The organism is Paenibacillus sp. 10L310, assembly GCF_056395745.1.
Map to the genome: position 1 here is coordinate 122,712 of NZ_JBFTKC010000007.1, position 18,113 is coordinate 140,824.

Sequence of the window (18,113 nt, forward strand, 5' to 3'; positions counted from 1 at the left end):
TTAACTTTTAAGTTATTTTGCATACGTAATCAGTTCAGTTGGCCCTTGATCATTCTTTTGAAGATTCTAATCCAAGGAAGGCGGAGTGCATATGACAGCGAAACGCAGTTTGAAATTTGGAGCCATTATTCATGGGGTTGGAGGAAGCAACACCACATGGAGACACCCGGAGGTTCTATCGGATGCCAGCGTTAACTTTGGATTCTACAAACGTCAGGCACTGAAAGCGGAGGAAGGCAAGTTCGATCTGGTCTTTATCGCAGACGGTCTGTATATTACCGAGAAATCCATTCCGCATTTCCTCAATCGCTTCGAACCAATCAGTATCCTCTCCGCTTTGGCTGCCGTTACTTCACATATTGGACTGGTAGGCACCCTCTCGACATCCTATAGTGATCCGTTCACCGTAGCCAGACAGTTCGGTTCCCTCGATCAGATCAGTGATGGCCGTGCAGGCTGGAACGTCGTGACTTCTCCGCTGGAAGGTACAGCGAAGAACTATAGCAAGAGCAGTCACCCTTCGCATCCGGAACGTTATCGCATTGCCGCGGAATATTTACAGGTAACCAAAGGGTTGTGGGACTCTTGGGAAGATGATGCCTTTGTGAGAGACAAAGAGAGCGGTGTATTCTTCGATCCATCCAAGCTGCACACGCTTAATCATGAAGGAGAGTTTTTCTCCGTACAAGGTCCGCTCAATATTGCCCGTTCACGGCAAGGACAGCCGGTGATTTTCCAGGCAGGTTCATCGGAAGATGGCAAAACGCTGGCGGCGCAAGAAGCGGATGCTGTCTTTACCGGACACGATACGATTGAAGATGCACAGGCATTTTATAAGGATGTGAAAACACGGGCGGCTTCCTATGGACGTTCTGCACAGGATATTGTTATTCTGCCAGGCATCAATCCCATTGTTGGACAGACCGAAGAGGAAGCTGAACAGAAGTATCAGGAGATCGCGAGCCTGGTTACCATTGATAAAGCGCTGGATTATCTGGGACGTTTCTTCGAACACCATGATTTTTCCCAATATCCGCTGGATGAACCGTTCCCGGAGCTGAATGGCATTGGAAGCAACAGCTTCCGCAGTGGAACTGACAAGATCAAGAAGGATGCCAAAGAGCAAGGATTGACCTTGCGTGAAGTGGCTCTGCGGGCAGCAACACCACGCAGCAAATTCCTGGGCACACCGGAGCAGGTTGCTGACAAGATTCAGGAATGGTTTGAGACGGAAGCAGCGGATGGTTTCATTATTGCTTCGGAACTGCCGAGTGGATTGTCTGATTTCGTGGAACTCGTTGTGCCTATTCTGCAAGAACGCGGCCTGTATCGTACGGACTATGAACACGATACATTGCGAGGTAACCTTGGGGTACAGATTCCGGTTAACCGTTATATGGCTGCGAAGAAGCAAGTTGTATCTGATTTGGCATAACGGATAGGGAGCGAACGAGCATTTGATTTTGTCTGTTGTGTTCTCCAAACGGTAATAAAGTAATTACTACGTTTCGTACTATATTAAAACCGACTTAACTCATAGGATATATAGAGTATTGGTATAAACATCAATTTAATGACACCTGTATACACAGAGGGGGAAGCGATATGAACAGGTCTATCTCATGGATGAAATATATGGCATTGGCAACAGTATTGGTGATGGTATTATCCGGTTGCGGAGCGGCGGGAGGCAGCACGAACAGTACGGCACAGGCATCAGGTGGGGGGCAGGCCGGGCAAGCTGAAGGAGGCAACCTGACTTTTGCACTCGCCACTTCACCGGATACGCTTGACCCTCATCGCAGTGGGCTTGCCGTAACGGTACGCGCCATCCGGACGATCTACGACAATCTGGTCGTGCAGCTGCCTGATGGTTCCATCAAACCTTGGCTTGCCACGGAATGGAGCGTATCCGAGGACGGCAAGAGTTATACATTCAAGCTGCGTGAAGGTGTGAAGTTCCATGATGGTACACCGTTTAATGCGGAAGCCGTGAAATACAATCTGGACCGGGTGATCGACCCGGCCACCAAAGCTGCCAATTCTCTGGCCCTGATTAGACCGTATAGCTCCTCCGAAGTCATTGATGAATATACGATCAAGGTAAATCTGGAATCACCAGCGCAAGCCTTTCTCGGTAACTTGAGCCAGGCACTTCTGGGGATCGTATCCCCAACAGCTGCCCAAAAATATGGTGACCAGCTAGGTAAAAATCCGGTGGGCACAGGTCCGTATACCTTTGTAAAATGGGATGAAAATGCGGATATCGTCGTTGCCAAAAACAAGGATTACAACTGGGGACCTGAGACGGTTGAAAATAAAGCCGCGCCCCATGTGGATACGATCACATTCAAGATTGTACCGGAAGAAGCAACGCGTATCGGAAGTGTACAGAGTAGTCAGGTACTCGCTGCCGAGACGGTTCCACCGCAAAATATCGCTGCATTAAAAAACGATCCGAACCAGCAATTGTTACAGGCCAATACGGTTGGACTGCCGTACACACTCTTTTTCAATCTGCGCAAAGCGCCTTGGGATGATGTGAAAGTAAGGCAGGCAATACAATCCGCTGTAGATGTGGAATCGATTGTCAAAACATTGTATCTGGGTAACTACGAACGTGCGTGGTCCGCACTGTCTCCTGGAATCCTGGGTTATGATGCATCGCTGGAAGGAAGCATCAACCCGGACATCAACAAAGCCAATCAACTGCTCGATGAACAAGGCTGGGTGAAAGGCGCTGATGGAATTCGTGCCAAAGACGGCCAGAAACTGACCCTGCGGTATGTCGATGGTTCGCCCAATCGGGAGAAACGCAATGACATTGCCGCCATTATCCAGCAACAGTTGAAACAGGTTGGCATTGCGGTTGAAGTGGAAATTACAAAAGACGTAGCAACGGTCATCTATCAGAACTGGGATTATGATCTCTATGGCAACAGTCAGGTCAATTCTGATCCAAATGCCTTGTACGCTTTCTACCATACGAGTGCAGAGGGCGAGCGTCCCACATTGTCCGGTTTGTCTGATCCAAAGATCGATGAACTGTTAGAGCAGGGAGCGGTCGAGACGGATCCTGATAAACGTGTTCAGATCTACAATCAAATCCAGCAATACCTGATTGAGCAAGCGGTAATTCTGCCGATCTATGTATTCCCGTATACCGTCGCTGCATCCAAAAAGGTCGAAGGCATCAAGTTTGATTCATTGGGTTATCCACTCTTTAACGACGTCCGCATTCAGCCCTAACAGAGGTTGTTCAAAAAGTCCACTTTTGATTACGAGTCATGCCTAATGGCATGATCAGCATCGAATATGAAATTCAGCCGAAATAAGCGGGGGGCTTACGAAGGATGTTTCCTTCGGAAACATTTCAGTTGCTCACGTAGTTTCCTACGCTCCGCTACTCCATTTCTAGCTTCATTCCATCTTCTCGGTACTGAAAACTGGTCTTTTTGAACACGCACTATAGGAACGGCCAATCCAGATTGAGGAAGGAGATATCCCGGTATGGTTCAAACGATACTGTCACGACTTGCAACATCGCTTCTGGTTATTTTCGGAGCTTCGGTGCTGGTGTACTGCATCATGTATCTTCTGCCGGGTGATCCGGTTCTGCTCATGCTGGACCCATCCTCGGCTACCCCGGAGATGATCGAAAATCTGCGGGTTCAGCTTGGACTGGATCAACCGTTTTACATCCAGTTTGCGAACTATTTCGGTGATATGCTGCGTGGGGATTTCGGTAAATCAATGATCAATTCCGATCCAGTTCTGCCAAAAATACTGGAACATTTTCCAGCCACACTGGCTTTGACCGCACTCAGCTCAATCATTGCCATCACGATTGGGATTACACTTGGTGTATTGTCTGCAATTCATCGCAATGGCGTGATTGATTTTGTCGCCCGGCTCGTTGGACTGTTTGGCATCTCCATGCCAACCTTCTGGACGGGGATTCTGCTCATCCTTTTATTTTCAGTACAGCTTGGCTGGTTCCCGGCGATGGGTTCCGACGGATTCAGCTCACTGGTTCTTCCGGCAGCTACGCTGGGTCTCGTGGGTGCAGGGTTTATCGTACGGATGGTGCGGAACAGCATGCTGGAAGTCATCAATGAACCGTTTATCGTGGCATTACGGGCCAAAGGACTTTCGGAGCGTGCAATCATGTATAGCCATGCACTGCGTAATGCGCTTATTCCTGCTGTAACGGTAATCGGCATGCTGATCGGTGATCTGCTTGCGGGAACCGTTGTGGTGGAGACCGTCTTCTCCAGACAGGGGATCGGCCGAATTATTGCGGATGCGCTAATGGCCAAGGATCTGCCAGTGGTGCAAGGCGTTGTTTTCTTTACATCCATTATCTATGTGGTCTTGAACCTGCTGGTGGATATCTCGTATTCGTACATTGATCCCCGGGTTCGGCGTGCAGTCCGAACATGATATCGGATAGAACAGTCAGAAGTGTCCTGACACGGAGTATGAAAGGAGGAGTTGTTGCTCATGAGCATGAAACCTTTGGCTGGTGACAAAAAAGCATGGGCCGGCAGTGTAGGACGTATCCATCTGTGGAATCGCCGCCCTTGGCGTTATCGCGTCTCATTCGCGGTATCCCGATTATTCTTTTATGCAGCATTGCTGGTGGTGGTGTTTACCGTGGCATGTGCGATTGTACCGGGCTGGATTGCGCCCTATGATCCAACTCAGATGATGACGGATGCCATACTGCAGGCTCCTTCTGCTACGCATCTGTTCGGGACGGACTACTTTGGCAGGGATATCTTCAGTGTGGTTGTGCATGGAAGCAGGGATTCGCTGCTCATTGGATTTGCTTCCGTTCTAGTGGGCGGTATTGTCGGTAGTGCGCTTGGTATTATCTCCGGTTATGCCGGAGGAATTGTTGATACTGTCACGATGCGGGCTGTCGATATTCTGATGGCTGTACCCGGCGTGCTCCTTGCATTGTCTGTTGCAGCTGCTCTTGGGCCAGGACTGATGAACATTGCACTGGCTGTTGCGGTTTCCTCCATTCCGGGCTACGCACGGGTGATGCGTGGGCAGGTCATATCAGTTAAAGGTCTGCCTTTCATTACAGCGACACGTTCACTGGGCGGTTCCAATACCCGTATTTTTTGGAAACATGTACTGCCACATTCGTTGTCACCCTTGCTGGTCATGGCTACGCTGGGCGTAGGGACATCAATCCTGACGGGCTCCGGACTCAGTTTTCTGGGACTTGGGGTGTTGAAGGAAATACCGGATTGGGGCGCATTGCTCTCACAAGGTAGAGGTTATCTGACGGTTGCCTGGTGGATCTGTACGTTCCCGGGTCTGGCGATCACGTTGTTTGTACTGGCGGTTAATCTGATTGGAGACGATATTCGCGATCGGCTGGACCCCAAAGTAAAAGGAGCGGCTTGACCGCTATTCCAAAATATAAGAATTTATAAGTTTCACCCTATCCATTTTTATATTTCACTGCGAAACGGTAGCTGTGCCACCAAAGGACGGCGACAGCCGTTTACGCTTGAGGAGGAGATATTCATGTCACATGTTGTCATTATTGCCGGATCACCTTCCAAACGTTCGCGTTTGACAGGTCTGACGGATTACAGCAACCAAAAATTAACGGAGGCAGGCATCACTGTTGAAGTCATTCATGTTGTGGACCTGCCCGCTGAGGATCTGGTGCAAGCCCGGTTTGACAGCTCATTCATTCGTGATGCACTCGCTGTCGTGGAAGCGGCGGATGCAGTTATTGTGGCTACACCGGTATACAAGGCATCGTACTCGGGAGTGCTCAAGCTGTTCCTGGATCTGATTCCGCAAGAAGGGTTGCGGGGCAAGTTGACACTTCCGCTCGTTATCGGTGGCTCTATAGCTCATCTGCTCGCCATTGATTATGCATTGAAACCTGTTCTGGCAGCCCTTGGTGGAAGACATATCTTGGGTGGCGTGTATGCTGTGGATCAGGGAATTGAGCGATTGGATGATGGAAAATTTGTACTCTCGGCAGATGTGACTACACGTTTGGATCGCTCGCTGGATGAATTGATATTGACACTGGAAAAGGATGGGATTACGATATCATAAAACCAAGTAAGTGTATTGGATAAATCAATATAAGATCAAACGTCTGAGGACGTGGATACGGAGGCGCTCATGAATATCGAGAATATTGAAGCATTTGTATATATCAATCATTATGGAAGCTTCAATAAGGCTGCCGAAGTACTCTTCTTGTCCCAACCTTCGGTCACAGCTCGCATTCAGTCACTGGAAAGGGAGCTGGGCTGCAAGTTGTTTGATCGGCTTGGCAAACAAATTGTGCTGACAGATGAAGGTCGGAAATTCCTGCCATATGCGCAGCAAGTGCTGCAAGTGATTCAGAAGGGCAAGCAGAAGATTCAGCAACGGCGATCAACACCGGATGCTCTTCGACTTGGTAGTACAGTATCGGTATCCAACTATGTCATTCCCGATTTTTTACCCAAGATCAAGGAAGCTTACCCCGAAATTAATATCAAATTGACGACCGCAACGACGGATCAGCTGATTGCCAAACTGCTTGGTCAGGAGATCGATCTTGCTTTTGTCCGCAAGGTCATGCATCCTGCGATCCGTACGGTTGCTTTTTATGAAGATCCGATCCAGCTCTATGTGTACAAAGGGCATCCATTCATTGAGAGCGGGCATGTCAGCATGGAAGCTATCCGGAATGAGCAACTGGTCTTTTTTGAATGTGGTTCACTGGACTGGCTTCGCATTCACCGGGCTTTCGACTCGCTGGAACATCCGCCGAATATTACATACCATGTCGATAATTCGGAGACGGCGAAGAAACTGGTTATGCAAGGGGCAGGCATTGCCTTTCTCCCGGGACTCACGGTGAAGAAGGAAGTGCAGAATCAGGAGCTGTTCCCCATTCAGGTACATGAGGTAGCAGGTGTATCGTTGCAGATCAGCGTCGTTACTTTAAAAGAAGAATATTCGCCATTGGCAGAGCCCTTCGGGGAACTGCTGCGGAAGTTATAGATTGTTTGTAAGATTCAAGAACAGTGGTTCAGCACAATCAAGGAGGAGAAGGATATGAGTATTCGTGTTGGCATTTTGGATCAGACTCCCATCTATGAAGGGGAAACGGCGGTGGATGCTTTTCGGCATACGATTGAGCTGGCACAGCGGGCAGAGCAGCTTGGATTCCATCGATTCTGGGTGTCGGAGCACCATGATTCAGGGCATGTTGCAGGTTCCTCCCCAGAGGTACTCATCTCCCACTTGCTTGCGCATACAAAGCGGATTCGGCTGGGGTCTGGTGGAGTAATGCTCCAGCATTACAGCCCATACAAAGTCGCCGAGAATTTCAATATCCTCGCAGCGCTTGGACCAGGAAGAGTTGATTTGGGAATTGGTCGTGCACCAGGTGGGTTACCCCGTTCGACACAGGCGTTGCAGGAAGGTATTCAGGAAGTGGCATCTCTTCAAGAGAAAATTGTTCAGGTGAAACGATACATCCACAATGAGCCGCTTGAAGATCAGTCGCATCCACTTGCAGGTCTCAGCGCTTCGCCAGTGTCGGACATTCCAGCGGAGCTGTACGTACTTGGAGCAAGTGTCGATAGTGCAGGCATGGCTGCGGAACTGGGACTCCCATATGTCTTTTCACTGTTCATTAACAGTAATATAGAGGTAGCGCTTCAAGCGATCCGTGTATATCGTGAACAATTTGATCGTTCCCAGGGACGGGAGCCCTACGCTGCACTAGCCATATCGTTAATTGTGGCCGAAAGTGAGGAAGAAGCGGAAGGACTTGCAAGCGAGCATATGCTGGTGAAGATCCATCTGGAGAGTGGGAAGGTGCTGACGGTCGGTTCTGTGGAACAGGCGGAAGAATTCGGCCGTCAATCAAACGAAACCTATCGGATCGAAATTTTGGAGCCAAGTGTAACCCGAGGTACGAAGGAAAGCGTAGGTCAGGCGCTGCTGAAGTTCCAGCAGGAGTTTGCTGTGGAAGAGTTCATTGTGACTACAGCTACACGGGACTTTACCAAGCGAATTCGTTCATTCGAATTGTTGCGTGAGATTCTGGCAGAGCAGGGACTGAGTGAATTTGCACTGGAATCCAAGGAACAGGAAGCTGCAATCGGATAGAATTAGGCAGTTAATATAACAGTGAATATATACGAATGGGAGGCCATGTGATGAAAAGTGATCTGGAACAGCCCAAGCAGCATTCTGAGCAACAAGTACAGGGCCCCGAGCATGAACTTCATGGTGAACGGGCGGAAGAATTTGCGGAACGTATAATCACCATTCGACGACATCTGCATCGTAACCCGGAATTGTCCGGCGAGGAAAAGGAGACGACAGTTGCCATCCGAGGTTGGCTGGAAGAGGAAGGTGTCCGTATTGCAGACGAATATGTGTTGCGGACAGGGCTTGTCGCTGAAGTGGGTCAAGGGGACGGTCCTGTTGTTGCCTTAAGAGCGGACATTGATGCGCTGCCCATTCAGGAAGAGACAAAGCTGGAATTTGCCTCCCAAGTAGATGGAAAGATGCACGCTTGCGGACATGACGCGCACACGGCAATTCTGATTGGTGCTGCACGATTACTGAAACAGCGCGAGTCCATTCTACCGGGAAAAGTACGGTTGATATTCCAGCCATCGGAGGAAAAAGCAACGGGTGCTCGGCAAGTGATCCAGAGCGGCGCATTATCCGATGTTCGGGCCGTATTTGGTTTGCATAACAAGCCTGATCTCCAGGTAGGTACGGTGGGCATTCGAGAAGGCGCATTGATGGCAGCAGCAGACGGTTTTGTTGTCAAAGTGGAAGGTGTAGGCACCCATGCAGCTGTGCCTGAAGCCGGCATTGATCCAATTGTGGTTGCCGCACATATTGTTACGGCATTACAGGCCATTGTGAGTCGCAATGTGGGAGCACAGGAGAGTGCTGTAATCAGTGTCACCAAGCTCCACAGCGGCACAGCCTGGAACGTTATTCCGGATGAAGCGATCCTCGATGGCACAGTGCGTACCTTTGATGAGAAAGTGCGTGCACGGATTCGCGAACGTTTCAATCAGGTAGTCGCCGGTGTGGCGGCAGCCTATGGCACACGGGCTACGGTCCGTTGGATTCAGGGACCACCTGCCGTGGTCAACGATGAAGCTCTGGCATCTGCGGCGGAGCAAGTTGCAAGTCAGATTGGGCTGAATAGCATCAGACCGCTGCCTTCTCCGGCAGGAGAGGACTTCTCTTTTTATCAAAAAGAAGTTCCCGGCCTGTTCCTCTTCCTGGGCACCTCTGGCCCGCATGAGTGGCATCACCCTGGCTTTGATGTGGATGAACGGGCTCTGTCGCTGGGAGCACATCTTCTGGCTGCACTGGCTGAGAGAGCACTGCACAATGTGCAAGCACATCAAGAGTGATGAGTACAGTGAATCACTGGATCATATCCAGATCGAAACGGTTCCGTTCGACGGCAACCGTTTTTCGTATTCCCTTTTTTAGTGAGAGCGAGGTAGGAACGACGATTCGTTGAATCTTATCAGATGGTGTAATTATGGCTAGGGCTGGCGCAGAAGCGTCAGCTCTGTTTGGGTTTTCTTACAGGAGGTGCAGCTAAAGGTATTATGAAATTTTATTTTTTTAAATGGAAATATTTGTTGACGCTCCCCAAAAAGATGTGCTATATTTTTCTCGACCTTTTAATCGTAATAATTACTATTAGATAAAAAGAAGAACAGGAGTAGTCGCTGCGATGAAACAGGAGATCGATTTTATCAAGTTCAGTCCCACCCAAAACATGACGATTCTGGTTAAAACGGATCATGCAGCCGAGAAATACAATCATATTGCAACTCGTCTAATGTCGTATGATAACGTTTACGCTGAACAAGTGGGATTCATTGAACCAACGAGGAGACCGGAAGCTGCTGCCCGTCTGGAAATGGCCGGAGGAGAGTTCTGTGGCAATGCCTGTATGGCACTTGCAGCACACCACGCATCTGAAGCAGGACTGGCACATCAGGAGTCTATGGACATCATGCTGGAGGTTTCCGGAACCGATCAATTGATCATGTGCCATGTGAAGAAGCAGCAGAACGAATATGACTGTGAGGTAACCATGCCGATACCAAAGCAGATCGAACAACGAACAATCCGATACGAAGGCATCGAGCTCGATATGGTGATCATCCGGTACGCTGAGTTCATCCATATCGTGATCGAAGTTGATGACTTTGACGATACGATGAAGAAGAGGGCACAGACCCTTGCAAGATTACTGGGATTAACCCTGGGAGATAAGCTGATCGGTATCTTGTTATATCAATCACACTTGGAAGAAATGGCCCCACTCATCTATGTTCCGGAGCTGGATAGTCTGATCTGGGAGAGAGGGTGTGGTTCGGGTACGGCCTCCGTCGGAGCGTATCTCGCATGGAGCCAGCAGAGGCAGATTACGCAGTACATCAAGCAGCCTGGTGGTGCGATCAAAGTGGTAGCCCAGTGGAATGGCGCAGAACTTGGGAGTATTACGATTGAGGGATCTGTTGGCATCGTGGCTCAGGGCAAAGCCTTCATAGATGCTCCAGCAGAATGGAGCGTTGTAAACGCATGAGGTACATGATACATGATCGAGACAACGTATAGGGGGAAAAGAAATGATCACATTGGTCCATTTTCAGACATGTTTGAGTGAATTTGCAGAGAAATTCGATAAGCTCGCGAGCAAGTATGATCATACGATTCAGCATAGTGCAGAGCTGGAGGCTGTGATCAATGACTACTCCCGCTTTGTGACCGATCAGGACAATAAGGCAGCCTGGGAACAGTTGGAGCATTCGGAGCTGGAAGAACTGGATTCGCTTGTGTGGGAGTTAAGAAATAAATCCGCCCAGTGTGTAGCGATCATGGAGAAATATCGTGCATTAAAGTTAGAGAGTGGGGATGTGCAGATTGCCGATTATTTCAAAAACATAGAAGAGTGCATCGATAAAGAATTCGGCAGCTTCCATGTCACCTTCGATTCGAAAGTGTTGTTGGTAGGCTCGGGTTCCTTCCCTATGACACCATTACTCATCGCCAGGCGAACAGGTGCACAGGTCGTCGGGATCGATATTGATGAAGAATCCATTAGACTCGGACAGAAGGTGGTGGAGACACTGGGAACGGACTTGGAGATTCGTTTGGAGTCAACATTGCTTGAGGATCTGGATTATACCAGGGAAGCAACCCATATCATTTTCAGCTCTACGGTGGCCCCTAAATATGAGCTGCTTGATCAACTGCATGCCCTGACGAATGCACAGGTGGTTGTAGCCATGAGATACGGTGATCAGTTGAAGTCCTTGTTCAATTATCCTATGAGAGAGACGGACAGCAGCAAATGGAAGCTGGTGGATACGATCCTGCGCTCGGATGATGTGTTTGATATTGCGTTGTATCAAAAAGCATAGGTATGCAAGTGCATCCAAGTGTGTCCAAATGGATTACAGATTGAACATTGAATTAAGGAGGCTTATATGAGCAATCTTCAGCGAATTCTGATACTCGGAACCGGACCTGCATCCATTCAGCTTGCGGTAACGCTCAAAGATCATCTCAACTGCTGTATAGGCATTACGGGGAGACAATCGGTTCGTTCAGCGTCCGTATTCGCAGCCCTCGAACAGAGCAATGGGCGTATTCAGGTCAGCATTCAAAATGAGAAACATCAATCGCTCGCAGGTGAGTGTTACGTTGATCATGTGTTCAAGGGATATGACACCATTGATGGTAAATGGGATACACTCATTTTGGCGGTTACCACCGATGCGTATATCGATGTACTGGAACAAATGAATGATGAATTCATCAAACAACTGGAATGTATTATTTTGATTTCTCCAACGTTTGGGTCCAATCGACTGGTAATCCATTATATGAGAGAGCGGAATGCAGCGCCGGAAGTGATCAGTTTCTCTACCTACCTCGGAGATACTCGTTGGATGCACGAGCATCCGTCGAATCATGTGATTACTACAGGGGTCAAGAAAAAGGTTTATATCGGTTCCACTCGTTACCCGTCTGAACAGGTTAGTAAGCTACGCCAAGGTTATGAGCGTTTGGGTGTTGCGCTGGAAGTGATGCGATCCCCACTGGAGGCGGAAACGAGAAATATCTCGTTGTACGTACATCCACCCTTGTTCATGAATGACTTCTCATTAGAATCCATCTTCGGAGCTCCAGATACTCAGAAATACGTATACAAGATGTATCCTGAAGGTCCGATTACACAAGTTTTAATACGGGAAATGCGGGCACAGTGGCAGGAGATTATGAATATTACGAACCAACTTGATATTCAGGGAGTCAACCTGCTTCAGTTCATGACGGATGACAACTATCCGGTTCGATTAGAGAGTATATCACGCCAGGATATCGAGAATTTCAATCAGCTGCAGGTCATTCATCAAGAGTATTTATTATACATACGGTACACCTCATTATTGATTGACCCATTCTCGGAACCCGATTCGGAAGGGAAATATTTCGACTTTTCAGCAGTCCCATTCCGTCAAACGTTCATGAACCGCGAAGGGGAACTGGACATCCCCCGTATGCCCAAGGAAGATTACTACCGCATCAAAATCATTCAGGGCATAGCCGGACATCTCGATGTGAGCTGTCCAACCATTGATCAATTTATCGCCAGATATGAAGCGAAGCTTCAGGAAGTGGCTGACGCACACCCGGATCAGCGCTTGTCCAGCGCCTTTTCAATCCAATCCTTTGAAGAGGATATCCGCATGATCTGCACTGGACTTTGACTTTGAGTAATAGGGTTAATTACATCTCAAATTAATCAAGTTGAACCTGATGTTTACATCATAACGGAGAGTGCAGAACCAATCTGAAGAAGCGAAGCGGTCGCCTAAAAGCTTTCTGAAAGAAAGCTACTTCGGAAGCATATGCTATCACCGGATTTTCTCTTTGGAAAAGAGATCAAAAAAATCTGGGGATAACAGCGATCGGAAGATGGTACTGCAATCGGAGTGGTCCGATGTAACCTACAAGGTCTGCTTGTAACTTAATCATCAGGAGGAAATGTTGTGAAAAAGCGTCTTACTTTTACATCTATATTATTGCTGGTATCAGCCATTGCGCTGCTCGCCGGATGCGCTCAGAACACAATAGAGAAAGAGGGCGCCCAAACGGAGCCTGCCAATAGCCAGGTAGAAACAGAACTTATCTATGCTTCTGCCAAAGATATTAATGATATGAACCCCCATCTGTATACAGGTTCCATGCCTGCGCAAGGGATGATATATGAGTCTCTGGTGGAAAACACACCTGACGGAATCAAGCCATTGCTGGCTGAATCATGGGATATTTCCGAGGATGGCAAGACCTATACCTTTCATCTGCGACAAGATGTGAAATTCCATGATGGAGAGCCGTTCAACGCAGAGGCGGTTAAACAAAATATCGATGCAGTACAGGCGAATGCCGAAAAACACGCTTGGATTAAGCTGTCTACCAAAATCACAGGTGTAAAAGTTATCGATGAGCACACGGTGGAGCTGACGCTATCGGAAGCCTATTATCCGGCACTTGTGGAATTATCTATGACAAGACCTTACGTTTTCATATCACCCAAGGATTTCAAAGATGGCGGAACCAAAGACGGAGTGAGTGGTTTCCACGGTACAGGACCTTACAAGCTTACAGCTCATAAAGTTGAAGAGAATGCCACGTTTGAAGCTAATGAAGACTATTGGGGTGGTGCACCTACAATCAAGAAAATCACATCCAAGGTTCTTCCGGCTGGAGAAACAACATTCCTGGCATTGCAAAAAGGAGAAATCAACTTTGTGTTCACCGATGACCGGGGAGCAGATAGTATCGATGTCGAAGCCATGGACCAATTGGCTGAATCCGGTGGTTATCAAGTGGTTCGAAGTGAAGCGATGAATACCAATATGATCGTAGCCAATAGCAGTCGCGAGAATAGTCCGGTTCAGGAAACGTCAGTGCGGGAAGCGTTATGGGTTGGCATTGATCGGGAAACGATCAGTAAAGATATTTTCAACGGAACACAGACTGTAGCGGACACGCTATTTTCAGCCAATGTCAATTACGCCAAAGTGGACCTGAAGAAACGGGAGTATGATCCGGAAATGGCTAAAAATCTTCTGGAGCAAGCTGGCTGGACATTGGCAGATGGTGAAGGGGTGAGAACGAAGAACGGTCAGCCTTTGGCCATGAAACTATACTATGACAGCAACTCGTCTTCACAGAAAATACAGGCTGAATTGATCCAGTATTCCATGAAAGAATTGGGTGTTCAGCTTGAAATCGTGGGCGAAGAGTCTACTTCCATCGCGAATCGGAGAGCTACCGGGGAATATGATCTGCTCTTTAATCAAACCTGGGGACTGGCCTATGATCCACAGAGTACCATTGCTGCATTTACATCAGATTCGGCATACAAGCATACAACAAGTGGAATTGCCCAAGCAGATGAACTGTACAAAAAAATCGATGAGGTAATGGTTTCCACGGATGAGGCTTCAAGGCAAACCCTGTATGCCGACATTATGAAGATTGTCCATGATGAAGCAGTCTTCATCCCAATTACCAATGGACGTGTCACCGTAGTCGCTCCCGAGAATCTCGAAGGAATCTCATTCAAGCAGACTCAATATGAACTACCTTTTGAACAAATGAATTTTAAATAGAGCGGAGATGGATATGGGAAGTTATATCGTCAAAAGGATTCTGTTAACCATCCCTTTACTGATTATCATTTCATTTATAACGTTTGTCCTGATTAATCTATCTCCCTTGGACCCGGCGGTTGTTGTGTTACAGGCACAGGAAGTTCCGCAGATCACAGAGGAATTAATTGCCCAGACCAACAAGGCATTGGGGTTCGATCAGCCGTTCATGATCCAGTATGTGAACTGGATCTTGGCTGTTGTACAGTTGGACTTTGGCAACTCTTATGTATCTGGTGAACCCGTATGGTCATTGATGGGGCCGGCTTTTATGAACACATTGAAGTTAACGCTCGTCTCATCGGTATTTATTATTGCGCTGTCCATCCTGCTTGGTGTGATCTGTGCCATGAGAGAAGGCAAGTTGCTGGATCGATCGGTCAGAGGTATTTCCTTTTTCCTCACAGCCATGCCATCCTACTGGCTTGCAGCCATGATGATCTGGTATTTTTCCGTCAAGCTGGACCTGTTACCTACCAGTGGTATGGACTCGTATCGAAGCTACATTCTACCGGTGATTGTGATCACGGTGAGTTATACAGGTATTTATTTCCGAACGGTTCGAAGTTCCATGCTGAGCAATATGAATGAGGACTATGTGTTATATGCACGGGCAAGTGGTCTGAGCGAGAAGAAAGTTACCCTGCATATTCTAAGAAATTCATTACAGGTGGCCGTGTCCATCTTTTGCATGGCGATCCCGATCGTGTTGGGCAGTACGGTGGTCATCGAAAATGTATTTGCCTGGCCGGGGCTCGGTAGGCTCAGCGTGAAATCCATATTAAGCAGGGATTTTCCGATTATTCAGGCGTATGTTCTGATGTTGGCTGTCACCTTTGTGTTGTTTAACACGATATCTGACATCATTAATGCGGTGATGAATCCCCGGTTGAGAAAGGAATTCTGATGCGAATATTGAAAAATCTGAGCAAAGACAAGCTTGCGATGACCTCTTTGGTAGTAATTATCGCTACGCTTATGGCGGGCATTTTGGCTCCGCTTATTGCGCCGCATGATCCTGGACAAGTGAACATGAAGCTTCGTTATGCCTCCTCGTCCTGGGAGTATCTATTAGGCAATGATCATCTGGGCAGATGTGTATTATCCCGGCTTATCTATGGCATCCGTCCAAGTGTGTTATGGGTTCTGGTTGCGCTCAGTCTATCTGTTCTGATCGGGGCTATTGTTGGATTCATCGCAGGTTACTTTAAGGGGAAAGTGGATGCATGGATCATGAGAGTCTGTGATATCATGCTGTCTTTTCCCGGATACGTGATGACACTGGCGGTGGTTGGCATTTTGGGTGCAGGACTGGAGAATATACTGATTGCCTTTGTGTGGATGAAATGGGCCTGGTTTGCCCGTGTTATTCGCACATCTGTGATGCAATTCTCTGATATGGATTATGTAAAATTCGCCAAAGCCTCCGGCACACCCAATCTGAGAATTATAACCAAACATATTGTTCCGGTTACCTTTGCCGATATTGCCGTCATTGCGAGTGGTTCCATGTGTTCAATGATGTTGCAGATCTCCGGCCTTTCCTTTCTGGGGCTTGGCATTCAGGCTCCGCATGCGGAGTGGGGGATGATGCTCAATGAGGCGAGGGAAGTCATGTTCTCCAGACCAGAATTAATGTTGGCACCGGGCCTGGCCATTGTGGTGGTCGTGTCTGCTTTTAATTTTCTATCGGATGCCCTTCAAGTGGCTCTGGACCCCAAATTGATGACCTCTCAAGGTAAGTCTGACAAGTCTTACGAAAGTGAGGTGAGAAAGGCCACTTATGAATATAGTCGAGGTTGAACATTTGAAAGTATGGGATACCAATACAGGTAAAGTGATCATTCATAACAGTTCATTCGAAGTTAAGCAGGGAAGCTGTATGGCCATCGTGGGGGAAAGTGGTAGCGGGAAGTCCGTTACGTGCAGGGCTATCATGCGACTGAACAAGCCATGGATTCGCCAATCGGGCAGGATGTTATTTCAGGGCGAAGACCTGAACCAGCTTTCGGAACCGGAGATGCGGCGTAAGCGGGGCAAGCATCTATGTATGATTTTGCAGAATGGCATGAGTGCATTTGATCCTTCCTGTGTCATTGGTGTTCATATTCGGGAGACGCTTCAGCAGCATTTTGGCTGGAATACCCGCGAGAGTGAACGGAAAATCATCAATGCCATGGAAAGCGTCATGCTCAGACATCCGCGCGAGATTCTGAATCAATATCCACATCAGCTGTCCGGTGGAATGCTGCAACGAATCATGATTGCACTGGCATTAGTGCTTGAGCCTGATCTGATTATTGCGGATGAGCCGACAACGGCGCTGGATACGATCTCTCAATATGAAGTGGTGGAGCAATTGATTCATTTACGCGAACGCATGGGCTGTTCCATGATGTTCATCTCCCATGACCTCGGCGTTGTTCAGAAGATTGCAGATGACGTGATGGTCATGAAAGACGGAAACATCGTAGAGCGTGGCAACATGCATTCTGTTTTGACGGAACCGGAGCATGCCTACACGCAGTATCTGGTCTCTACCCGATTGGAGTTGAGCAATCATTTTAAGGCGTTGATGCAGGGGGACTTATAGATGCTAAAGGTGGAAGGTATCGAAAAATCATATAACCAAGGCGGACTGTTCTCCAAGCACAAACAACAAGTTTTGAAACAAGTTACCTTTGAATGCCAGCAGGGCGAGTGTCTCGGTATCATCGGTGAAAGCGGAAGCGGTAAATCGACGTTGGGCCGTCTGATTCTGGGCATTGAACGGCCGGATCGTGGAACGATCTCGCTGGATGGTAAAGACGTACAGGATCGACGTGTACGGATGGGTAACCTCAGCGCCGTTTTTCAAAATTATACGTCATCCATCAATCCATTTCTTACCGTGGAAGCTGCCATTATGGAACCGATGCAAGCACAGCAAAAACTGCGAAAGCATCAGGGAAACTCAGAGAAGGTAGATCTGTTGCTGAACCAAGTTGGTCTGGACCCTTCTTATAGATCCAAATATCCGCATGAACTATCCGGCGGGGAGGCTCAAAGAGTGTGCATTGCCAGGGCCATCTCCACCGCTCCAAAATGCATCGTGTTTGATGAAGCGATCAGCTCACTGGACGTGTCTGTTCAGATTCAGGTACTGCAATTGTTGAAAGAGCTGAAGGAAATTTACAAGCTGAGCTATGTCTTTATCACACATGATATACAAGCGGCAGCTTATATCTGTGACAGGGTGATCATTTTCAGAGAGGGGCAGGTTGTAGAGATCGTTCCTATTGAGCAGCTAAAGGATGTTCAGTCAGACTATGCGAAGAAATTATTGAAGCATTTAATACCATTTTAGGGGGA

General features: G+C 48.0%; 16 protein-coding genes. All 16 read left to right on the plus strand.

Going from position 1 to position 18,113, the window contains the following annotated elements:
* Positions 1-91: 91 nt before the first annotated feature.
* The 16 genes from AC1DE7_RS17140 (at position 92) to AC1DE7_RS17215 (ending at position 18,108) form a co-directional block, all read left to right on the plus strand.
* Complete coding sequence (locus AC1DE7_RS17140; RefSeq protein WP_477534855.1) at positions 92-1,435, plus strand: LLM class flavin-dependent oxidoreductase; 1,344 nt, start codon at positions 92-94, stop codon at positions 1,433-1,435.
* A 170-nt stretch (positions 1,436-1,605) separates the two neighbouring features.
* Positions 1,606-3,249, plus strand: coding sequence for an ABC transporter substrate-binding protein (locus AC1DE7_RS17145; protein ID WP_340984317.1), 1,644 nt, complete (start codon positions 1,606-1,608; stop codon positions 3,247-3,249).
* Positions 3,250-3,510: 261 nt separating this feature from the next.
* Positions 3,511-4,443, plus strand: coding sequence for an ABC transporter permease (locus AC1DE7_RS17150; RefSeq protein WP_076253262.1), 933 nt, complete (start codon positions 3,511-3,513; stop codon positions 4,441-4,443).
* Positions 4,444-4,503: 60 nt separating this feature from the next.
* Positions 4,504-5,421: an ABC transporter permease gene (locus AC1DE7_RS17155; RefSeq protein ID WP_143781287.1), complete on the plus strand. Its 918-nt coding sequence runs from the start codon at positions 4,504-4,506 to the stop codon at positions 5,419-5,421.
* A 123-nt stretch (positions 5,422-5,544) separates the two neighbouring features.
* Complete coding sequence (gene ssuE, locus AC1DE7_RS17160) at positions 5,545-6,093, plus strand: NADPH-dependent FMN reductase (RefSeq protein ID WP_340984319.1); 549 nt, start codon at positions 5,545-5,547, stop codon at positions 6,091-6,093.
* Positions 6,094-6,162: 69 nt separating this feature from the next.
* Positions 6,163-7,035, plus strand: coding sequence for a LysR family transcriptional regulator (locus AC1DE7_RS17165; RefSeq protein ID WP_036673424.1), 873 nt, complete (start codon positions 6,163-6,165; stop codon positions 7,033-7,035).
* Between the two features lie 54 nt (positions 7,036-7,089).
* Complete coding sequence (locus tag AC1DE7_RS17170; RefSeq protein WP_477534856.1) at positions 7,090-8,151, plus strand: LLM class flavin-dependent oxidoreductase; 1,062 nt, start codon at positions 7,090-7,092, stop codon at positions 8,149-8,151.
* 50 nt (positions 8,152-8,201) lie between these two features.
* On the plus strand, positions 8,202-9,428 hold the full coding sequence (locus AC1DE7_RS17175) for an amidohydrolase (protein WP_477534857.1): 1,227 nt from the start codon (positions 8,202-8,204) through the stop codon (positions 9,426-9,428).
* Positions 9,429-9,760: 332 nt separating this feature from the next.
* Positions 9,761-10,621, plus strand: a complete 861-nt coding sequence (locus AC1DE7_RS17180; protein WP_477534858.1) for a histidine racemase CntK family protein — start codon at positions 9,761-9,763, stop codon at positions 10,619-10,621.
* 43 nt (positions 10,622-10,664) lie between these two features.
* Entirely contained in the window at positions 10,665-11,459 is a 795-nt protein-coding gene (locus AC1DE7_RS17185; protein ID WP_477534859.1) for an SAM-dependent methyltransferase, read from the plus strand.
* Positions 11,460-11,525: 66 nt separating this feature from the next.
* Positions 11,526-12,812 carry an opine metallophore biosynthesis dehydrogenase gene (locus AC1DE7_RS17190; protein WP_477534860.1) on the plus strand — a complete coding sequence of 429 codons (1,287 nt, stop codon included), beginning with the start codon at positions 11,526-11,528 and terminating at the stop codon, positions 12,810-12,812.
* Between the two features lie 282 nt (positions 12,813-13,094).
* Positions 13,095-14,723 (plus strand): staphylopine-dependent metal ABC transporter substrate-binding lipoprotein, encoded by a 1,629-nt coding sequence (gene cntA, locus AC1DE7_RS17195; RefSeq protein ID WP_477534861.1) that lies wholly within the window; start codon positions 13,095-13,097, stop codon positions 14,721-14,723.
* Positions 14,724-14,736: 13 nt separating this feature from the next.
* Positions 14,737-15,669, plus strand: coding sequence for a nickel/cobalt ABC transporter permease (opp1B, locus tag AC1DE7_RS17200; protein ID WP_477534908.1), 933 nt, complete (start codon positions 14,737-14,739; stop codon positions 15,667-15,669).
* Positions 15,669-16,565: a staphylopine uptake ABC transporter permease subunit CntC gene (gene cntC / locus AC1DE7_RS17205; protein WP_145151531.1), complete on the plus strand. Its 897-nt coding sequence runs from the start codon at positions 15,669-15,671 to the stop codon at positions 16,563-16,565. Before opp1B ends, cntC begins: the two co-directional genes overlap by 1 nt.
* Positions 16,546-17,355: a staphylopine uptake ABC transporter ATP-binding protein CntD gene (gene cntD / locus AC1DE7_RS17210; RefSeq protein WP_076253271.1), complete on the plus strand. Its 810-nt coding sequence runs from the start codon at positions 16,546-16,548 to the stop codon at positions 17,353-17,355. The genes cntC and cntD overlap by 20 nt, the downstream gene beginning before the upstream one ends.
* Entirely contained in the window at positions 17,356-18,108 is a 753-nt protein-coding gene (locus AC1DE7_RS17215) for an ABC transporter ATP-binding protein (protein ID WP_315370484.1), read from the plus strand.
* The last annotated feature ends 5 nt before the right edge of the window (positions 18,109-18,113 follow it).

What these genes read in the sequence shown, in the direction of transcription:
- AC1DE7_RS17140 (WP_477534855.1), top strand. Translation starts at nt 92, where the DNA reads ATGACAGCGAAACGCAGTTTGAAATTTGGAGCCATTATTCATGGGGTT.
- AC1DE7_RS17145 (WP_340984317.1), top strand. Translation starts at nt 1,606, where the DNA reads ATGAACAGGTCTATCTCATGGATGAAATATATGGCATTGGCAACAGTA.
- AC1DE7_RS17150 (WP_076253262.1), top strand. Translation starts at nt 3,511, where the DNA reads ATGGTTCAAACGATACTGTCACGACTTGCAACATCGCTTCTGGTTATT.
- AC1DE7_RS17155 (WP_143781287.1), top strand. Translation starts at nt 4,504, where the DNA reads ATGAGCATGAAACCTTTGGCTGGTGACAAAAAAGCATGGGCCGGCAGT.
- ssuE (WP_340984319.1), top strand. Translation starts at nt 5,545, where the DNA reads ATGTCACATGTTGTCATTATTGCCGGATCACCTTCCAAACGTTCGCGT.
- AC1DE7_RS17165 (WP_036673424.1), top strand. Translation starts at nt 6,163, where the DNA reads ATGAATATCGAGAATATTGAAGCATTTGTATATATCAATCATTATGGA.
- AC1DE7_RS17170 (WP_477534856.1), top strand. Translation starts at nt 7,090, where the DNA reads ATGAGTATTCGTGTTGGCATTTTGGATCAGACTCCCATCTATGAAGGG.
- AC1DE7_RS17175 (WP_477534857.1), top strand. Translation starts at nt 8,202, where the DNA reads ATGAAAAGTGATCTGGAACAGCCCAAGCAGCATTCTGAGCAACAAGTA.
- AC1DE7_RS17180 (WP_477534858.1), top strand. Translation starts at nt 9,761, where the DNA reads ATGAAACAGGAGATCGATTTTATCAAGTTCAGTCCCACCCAAAACATG.
- AC1DE7_RS17185 (WP_477534859.1), top strand. Translation starts at nt 10,665, where the DNA reads ATGATCACATTGGTCCATTTTCAGACATGTTTGAGTGAATTTGCAGAG.
- AC1DE7_RS17190 (WP_477534860.1), top strand. Translation starts at nt 11,526, where the DNA reads ATGAGCAATCTTCAGCGAATTCTGATACTCGGAACCGGACCTGCATCC.
- opp1B (WP_477534908.1), top strand. Translation starts at nt 14,737, where the DNA reads ATGGGAAGTTATATCGTCAAAAGGATTCTGTTAACCATCCCTTTACTG.
- cntC (WP_145151531.1), top strand. Translation starts at nt 15,669, where the DNA reads ATGCGAATATTGAAAAATCTGAGCAAAGACAAGCTTGCGATGACCTCT.
- cntD (WP_076253271.1), top strand. Translation starts at nt 16,546, where the DNA reads ATGAATATAGTCGAGGTTGAACATTTGAAAGTATGGGATACCAATACA.
- AC1DE7_RS17215 (WP_315370484.1), top strand. Translation starts at nt 17,356, where the DNA reads ATGCTAAAGGTGGAAGGTATCGAAAAATCATATAACCAAGGCGGACTG.